This is a genomic window from Pseudonocardia bannensis (assembly GCF_012911875.1).
GTDB classification, from domain to species: Bacteria; Actinomycetota; Actinomycetes; order Mycobacteriales; family Pseudonocardiaceae; genus Pseudonocardia; species Pseudonocardia bannensis.
The window spans coordinates 1-6473 of sequence record NZ_JAAXKZ010000197.1; the positions used below are offsets into that span (position 1 = coordinate 1).

Annotated in this window: 9 protein-coding genes; 5 read left to right on the forward strand and 4 right to left on the reverse strand. The window is 71.9% G+C overall.

Annotation, left to right across the window (positions count from 1 at the left end; genetic code table 11):
- From HF519_RS28895 to HF519_RS28905, 3 genes are all read left to right on the forward strand, one after another.
- On the forward strand, nucleotides 1-413 hold a 413-nt coding region (locus HF519_RS28895), incomplete at its 5' end, for an inositol monophosphatase family protein (RefSeq protein WP_281358673.1).
- A gap of 39 nt (nucleotides 414-452) precedes the next feature.
- Nucleotides 453-890 (forward strand): GlcG/HbpS family heme-binding protein, encoded by a 438-nt coding sequence (locus tag HF519_RS28900; RefSeq protein WP_169416142.1) that lies wholly within the window; start codon nucleotides 453-455, stop codon nucleotides 888-890.
- 73 nt (nucleotides 891-963) lie between these two features.
- Nucleotides 964-1410, forward strand: a complete 447-nt coding sequence (locus HF519_RS28905; protein WP_169416143.1) for a MaoC family dehydratase — start codon at nucleotides 964-966, stop codon at nucleotides 1408-1410.
- Nucleotides 1411-1457: 47 nt separating this feature from the next.
- Here the strand turns inward: HF519_RS28905 and HF519_RS28910 are convergent, their stop codons facing one another.
- The 3 genes from HF519_RS28910 to HF519_RS28920 are packed head-to-tail and all read right to left on the reverse strand — an operon-like array spanning nucleotide 1458 to nucleotide 3738.
- On the reverse strand, nucleotides 1458-2372 hold the full coding sequence (locus tag HF519_RS28910) for a hydroxymethylglutaryl-CoA lyase (RefSeq protein WP_169416148.1): 915 nt from the start codon (nucleotides 2370-2372) through the stop codon (nucleotides 1458-1460).
- A 22-nt stretch (nucleotides 2373-2394) separates the two neighbouring features.
- Entirely contained in the window at nucleotides 2395-2889 is a 495-nt protein-coding gene (locus tag HF519_RS28915) for a PH domain-containing protein (protein WP_169416144.1), read from the reverse strand.
- Between the two features lie 21 nt (nucleotides 2890-2910).
- Nucleotides 2911-3738, reverse strand: coding sequence for a biotin--[acetyl-CoA-carboxylase] ligase (locus HF519_RS28920; protein WP_169416145.1), 828 nt, complete (start codon nucleotides 3736-3738; stop codon nucleotides 2911-2913).
- A gap of 168 nt (nucleotides 3739-3906) precedes the next feature.
- Here HF519_RS28920 and HF519_RS28925 point away from each other — a divergent pair, with 168 nt between their 5' ends.
- Together HF519_RS28925 and HF519_RS33135 are read left to right on the forward strand one after the other, a co-directional pair.
- Nucleotides 3907-5550, forward strand: a complete 1644-nt coding sequence (locus tag HF519_RS28925) for an acyl-CoA carboxylase subunit beta (RefSeq protein WP_169416146.1) — start codon at nucleotides 3907-3909, stop codon at nucleotides 5548-5550.
- Nucleotides 5547-5981, forward strand: a complete 435-nt coding sequence (locus tag HF519_RS33135) for an acyl-CoA carboxylase subunit epsilon (RefSeq protein WP_312860417.1) — start codon at nucleotides 5547-5549, stop codon at nucleotides 5979-5981. Before HF519_RS28925 ends, HF519_RS33135 begins: the two co-directional genes overlap by 4 nt.
- 84 nt (nucleotides 5982-6065) lie before the next feature.
- Here HF519_RS33135 and HF519_RS28935 read toward each other — a convergent pair.
- A partial coding sequence (locus tag HF519_RS28935; protein ID WP_169416147.1) for a GTP-binding protein occupies nucleotides 6066-6473 on the reverse strand: 408 nt, incomplete at its 5' end.

The following is a 6473-nucleotide window of genomic DNA, read 5'->3' on the forward strand; positions in this document are numbered from 1 at the left end:
GGGCCGCAGACATCGGCAGGGCAATCGACGGGACCGGCGACGGGACCGGCGAGCCGCGGCGCATCGCCGTGTCGGGTGTGGCCGACCTGAGCGACGTCTACGTGTCGACCACCAACCTCAACACCTTCCGCGAGAACGACACGCTCGACCGGTGGCTCGAACTCACCGGCCGCTGCTGGGAGACCCGGGCGTTCGGTGACTTCTGGCAGCACTGCCTGGTCGCCGAGGGGGTGCTCGACCTCGCGGTCGACCCGGCCGCGAGCACGTGGGACCTGGCGGCGATCCAGGTGCTGGTCGAGGAGGCCGGGGGGCGGTTCACCGACCTGGCCGGGACGGCCACGTTCGCCGGCGGCAACGGCATGTCGTCCAACGGGCTGGTGCACGACGCCGCGCTGCGCTGCTTTGGGCCATGATGCGCACACACCGTCACTGATCGACAAGGGAGCGTCACCGTGGCCGACACCGTCCCCGCCTCCACCATCAGCAGCGACGCCGCGCATCGCGTCATCGCGGCGGCCGAGGCCAAGGCCACCGAGATCGGGGTGCCGATGTGCATCGCGGTCTGCGACACCGGCGGCAACCTGAAGGCGTTCTCCCGGATGGACGGCGCCGCGCTGCTGTCGACCCAGGTCGCGCAGGACAAGGCGTACACCGCGGTCGGCTTCGGGATGCCGACCGGCGACTGGCACGACTTCATCTCCGGCGATGCGCCGCTGGCCGCCGGCGCCCCGACGGGCATCAAGCGCCTGATCATCTTCGGCGGCGGCTACCCGCTGAAGGTCGACGGCGCCGTCGTCGGCGCCATCGGCGTGAGCGGCGGGCACTACACCCAGGACCAGGAGGTCGCGCAGGCCGGGCTCGCCGTCCTCGGCGTCCCCGGGGCGGTATGACCAGGCAGTGATCCTCACCGCGTCACCCCGGCGTGTCGCGACCGGTACGCCGGGGTGCACATAAGGTCGCGGCATGCCCGAGCTCGCCTTCGAGGACTTCACCCCAGGTCGCGTGTTCGACCTCGGAACGATCACGATCGACGCCGACGAGATGGTCGAGTTCGCGCGGCGCTTCGACCCGCAGCCGTTCCACCTCGACGAGCAGGCCGGCAAGGAGTCCATCTTCGGCCAGCTGGCGGCGTCGGGCTGGTTCACCTCGTCACTGTGGATGCGCGCCTACGTCGACCACGTGCTCAGCCGCGCGACCGCCCTGGGTTCGCCGGGCGGCGAGGAGATCTCCTGGCCCGCCCCGGTGTTCGCCGGCGACGAGCTGGCCGCGAGCCTGGAGATCCTCGAGGCTCGCCGCTCACGCAGCCGCCCGGAGATGGGGCTGGTCAAGCTGGGTGCCCGGATGCACCGCGGGGAGACGGTGGTCTACCGCGCCACGTTCACCGGGATGTTCGGGGTCCGCGAACCCTGAGCCCGGTCCGCCCCGGCGCGGCGGCGTGACCGGCCGGGCGGACGGCGTCAGCCCGCCAGCGCCCGCACCACCCGCGAGGGCGACGGCCGCCCCAGCCGCTCGGCCATCCAGGTGCTGGTCTCGACCAGCTTGTCCAGGTCCGCGCCGTGCGCGATGCCGAGGCCGTCGAGCATCCAGACCAGGTCCTCGGTGGCCAGGTTCCCGGTGGCCGACTCGGCGTACGGGCACCCGCCCAGGCCGCCGGCACTGGCGTCGACGGTGGTGACCCCGCGGCGCAGAGCCGCCAGCGTGTTGGCCAGCGCCTGGCCGTAGGTGTCGTGGAAGTGCACGGCGAGCACGTCCACCGGCAGCCCGGCCGCGACGCACGCGTCGATCACCGCTTCGGCATGCCCGGGCGTCCCGGTACCGATGGTGTCGCCGAGGGAGAACTGCCAGCAGCCCATGTCGATCAGCCGCCTGCCCACCGCCGCGACCTGGGCCGGCGCGACGGCGCCCTCCCACGGGTCGCCGAACGCCATCGAGACGTAGGCCCGGACCCGCAGCCCCTCACCGCGGGCCCGCTTCACGACCGGGGAGAACATGGCGAACTGCTCGTCGAGGGTGCGGTTGAGATTCTTGCGCGCGAAGGTCTCGGTCGCGCTCGCGAAGATCGCGATGTGCTGCACGCCGGCGTCGAGCGCCCGGTCCAGGCCCCGCTCGTTCGGCACGAGCACCGGGTAGTCCACGCCGTCGCGGCGGTCGAGCCGGTCGAGCAGGTCGGCCGCGTCGGCGAGCTGGGGCACCCACTTCGGGTGCACGAAGCTGGTGGCCTCCAGTACGGCGAGCCCGGCTCCGGCCAGCCGGTCGAGGAACTCCACCTTCACCTCGACCGGGACCACGTTCTTCTCGTTCTGCAGCCCGTCGCGGGCGCCCACCTCGTAGATGGTGACCCGTTCCGGGAGCCCCTCGGCGGGAACGTGCATCGGCAGCTGCCGGCTGGTCGGACTAGTCGGAGACGTCACTGTCGGCCACCTCGTTGTAGAGCATCGCGTACACCTTCTCGACACCCGGCACGTCGTCGAACTCGAGCGGCTCGTCGGACGCCGATTCGATGACCAGCGTGCCGCATCCGAGCAGCCGTTCGACGATGGTGTGACGGAACTGGACACTGTTGATGCGGCTCACCGGGATGTCGAGGCCCTGCCGGGACAGCACTCCCTCGCGCACCAGCACCCGGTGTGTCGTCAGTACGAAGTGCGTGGTCCGCCAGCGGACCAGCGGGGTGACGGTGAGCCACACGATGATCACGGTGGCGACGACGGCGAGCCCGATCCAGCCGTAGCCGGCCCAGCTCAGGTTCCGGATCAGCGCGGCGGCGTAGACCGCGAGCCCGATCGTGACGAGGAAGGCCAGCACCGGCAGCACGAGCATCTTCCAGTGCGGATGCCTGTGGATGACGACCTCTTCGCCCTCGACGAGGAGGTCGTCCGGGTAGGCCATCGCGTCAATCTAGCGGGCTGATCAATCCACCGGCCGCAGATGGATCACGTCACCGGCGACGACCGGCCGTCGCCGCCCGTCCGGACCGAGCAGCAGCAACCGGCCGTAGGCGTCGACGTCCTCGGCCATCCCGACGATCGCGTCCCCGCCGGGCAGCTCCACCCGGACCTGCGCGCCGAGGCTGAGGCACCCCGCCCGGTAGTCGGCGCGCAGGCCTGTCGCCTCCGCGTCGCCCGCGGCCCGGCGCCACTGCTCCTCGCGATCGGCCAGCCGGCGCAACAGCGCGACGAGCACCTCGGCGCGGTCCACGTCGGTCCCCCCCGCGGCGGCGAGGGAGGTCGCGCCGAACGGCAGATCCTCGATGGGGGCGCCGACGTTGAGGCCGATCCCGAGGACCACACCCGGCCCCCCGCCCGTGACCGCGGTCATCTCGGCGAGGATGCCGGCGGCCTTGCGCTGGTCGGGGCCGAGCAGCAGGTCGTTGGGCCACTTGAGCCCCGCCGGGGCGGGACAGAACTCCCGGACGGTGTCGAGCAGGGCCAATCCGGCGAGCATCGGCAACCAACCGAAGCGATCGGCGGGCACTGCCTGGGCCCGCCACAGCACGCTGACCGTGATCCCCGACCCCGGCGGGGACTCCCAGGTGCGGGTGAGCCGGCCGCGGCCGGCCTCCTGGTGCTCGGCGACGAGGACGGTGCGGTCCGCGGCACCCGCGGCCGCGGCCGCCAGCAGGTCGGCGTTGGTGGAGCCGGTGCGGTGGACGACGTCGAGCGCGGCCCACGGGCCGCCCGGTGCGACGAGCGCGGCACGCAGGGCGTCGGGGTCCAGCGGTGGAGCAACCCAGGTCACGGACCGTGACGGTAGTGGCAGTCGTCGATCTCCCCCGGCGTTGTGGCCGGTTCCGCGACGGACGGGCACCGCCGGGCGCCGACGCGCGCCTCACATGGGTGAGGCGTGACCCAGACCGCTCCGCGGCGGCGTCACAGACCCATTACCGGCGGGTTAGGCTCCGGCCCCATGAGCGCCGCCACCGAGCCGATGGGGGATCCGTCGGCCGCCCCCGACGTCGAGCCCGACATCCACACCACCGCCGGGAAGCTTGCCGACCTCTATCGGCGCTTCGACGAGGCGGTCCACGCCGGATCGGCGGCGGCGGTCGAGCGCCAGCACGCGAAGGGCCGGCAGACCGCCCGCGAGCGGATCGACCAGTTGCTCGACCCGGGCTCGTTCGTGGAGCTCGACGCCCTGACCCGGCACCGGTCGACGAACTTCGGGATGCAGGAGAAGCGCCCCTTCGGTGACGGTGTGGTGACCGGGACCGGGACCATCGACGGCCGGCCGGTCGCGGTGTTCAGCCAGGATGCCACCGTCTTCGGCGGCTCCCTCGGCGAGGTCTACGGCGAGAAGATCGTCAAGGTCATGGACTACGCCGCGAAGGTCGGCTGCCCGGTCATCGGCATCAACGACGGTGGCGGCGCGCGGATCCAGGAGGGCGTCGTCGCGCTCGGCCTCTACGGCGAGATCTTCATCCGCAACGTACGCAGCTCCGGCGTGATCCCGCAGATCTCGCTGATCATGGGCCCGTCCGCGGGCGGCGCGGTGTACTCCCCCGCACTGACCGACTTCACCGTGATGGTCGACGAGACCAGCCACATGTTCATCACCGGCCCGGACGTCATCAAGACGGTCACCGGGGAGGACGTCGGCATGGAGGAGCTCGGCGGCGGCCGGGCGCACAACTCCAAGTCCGGTGTCGCGCACTACCTCGGCACGGACGAGGAGGACGCGATCTCCTACGTCAAGGAACTGTTGAGCTTCCTGCCGTCGAACAACCTCTCCGAGCCGCCCGTCTACCCGGCCCCGGAGCCGGTCGCCGGGTCGATCGAGGACGGCATCACCGACACCGACCGCGAGCTCGACGCGATCATCCCGGACTCGCCGAACACCCCCTACGACATCCGCGAGGTCATCAACCGGGTGCTCGACGAGGGCGAGTTCCTGGAGGTCCAGGAGCTGTTCGCGCCGAACATCGTGATCGGCTACGGGCGCATCGAGGGTCGCAGCGTCGGCGTCGTGGCCAACCAGCCCACCCAGTTCGCCGGCTGCCTGGACATCGACGCCTCCGAGAAGGCCGCCCGGTTCGTCCGCACCTGCGACGCGTTCAACATCCCGGTCGTCACCTTCGTCGACGTGCCCGGCTTCCTGCCCGGTACCGAGCAGGAGTGGAACGGGATCATCCGCCGCGGCGCGAAGCTGATCTACGCCTACGCCGAGGCGACCGTCCCGAAGGTCACCGTCATCACGCGCAAGGCCTACGGCGGCGCGTACGACGTGATGGGCTCCAAGCACCTCGGCGCCGACGTCAACATCGCCTGGCCGACCGCGCAGATCGCGGTGACCGGCGCGTCCGGGGCGGTGGGCATCCTCTACCGCAAGGAGCTCAAGGGCCTGGAGGGCGACGAGCTCGCCGCCAAGCGCGCGGAGCTGCAGCAGGACTACGAGGACACCCTCTGCAACCCGTACCTGGCCGCTGACCGCGGGTACATCGACGCGGTGGTCCCGCCGTCGCACACCCGCGGCTACGTGGGGCGGGCGCTGCGGATGCTGTCGACCAAGCGGGAGGCGGCACCGGCCCGCAAGCACGGGAACATCCCCCTGTGACCGAGCGCAGCGAGGGAACCATCGACGCTGCGACCGAGCGCAGCGAGGGAACCATCGGCACTGTGACCGAGCGCAGCGCGAAGACCACCGACGCCGAGACCGATCGCACCGGGGACGGCACCGAGCACCCCGAGGAGACCGTTGACGCGGTGGGCGCCGAGGAAACCTCCGAGCCCACCGGGGCCGCGGAGGCCACCGGGACCAGCGGGGCCACCCCGGAACAGCGCCGTGCGCTGTTCCGGGTGATCCGCGGTGAACCCACGGACGCCGAGGTCGCGGCCCTGACCGTGGTGCTGGCCGCGGTCGCGGCCGGGTCCGGCGAGGCCCCGGCCGCCGGTCCGCGCAGCGCGTGGAACGATCCGGTCGCCCGGCTGCGCGTCCCGTTGCACCCGGGCCCCGGTGCCTGGGCCATGTCCGCCTGGCGTCGCTGAACCACACCCGCCGGGCGCGACCTCCCGGCTGCTGATTCGTGATCGGATCACCGTGAGGCCGCGCCCGCGGTGTGTCGGCCGCACCTATGTGCACACCCTCACCCGGGCCAGGGCGTGCTCGACCAGCACGATGAGCGTGGCCAGGCCGGAGTCCGCGCGCCGGGCGTCCATCCGCACCATGGGTTGTCCGGGCGGCAGCGCGAGCGCATCGCGCACGGTCTCGTCGTCGAACAGCTCCGAGTCAGGGAAGCCGTTGATCGCCACGACGAACGGCAGCCGCCGGCTTTCGAAGTAGTCGATCGCGGGGAAGCAGTGGTCGACCCGCCGCAGGTCGACGAGCACCACGGCGCCGACGCACCCGCGGGCGAGCTCGTCCCACATGAACCAGAACCGCGACTGTCCGGGCGTGCCGAACAGGTACAGGACCAGCGACGAGCCGACCGTGATCCGGCCGAAGTCCATCGCGACGGTGGTGGTCCGCTTCTCCGGTAC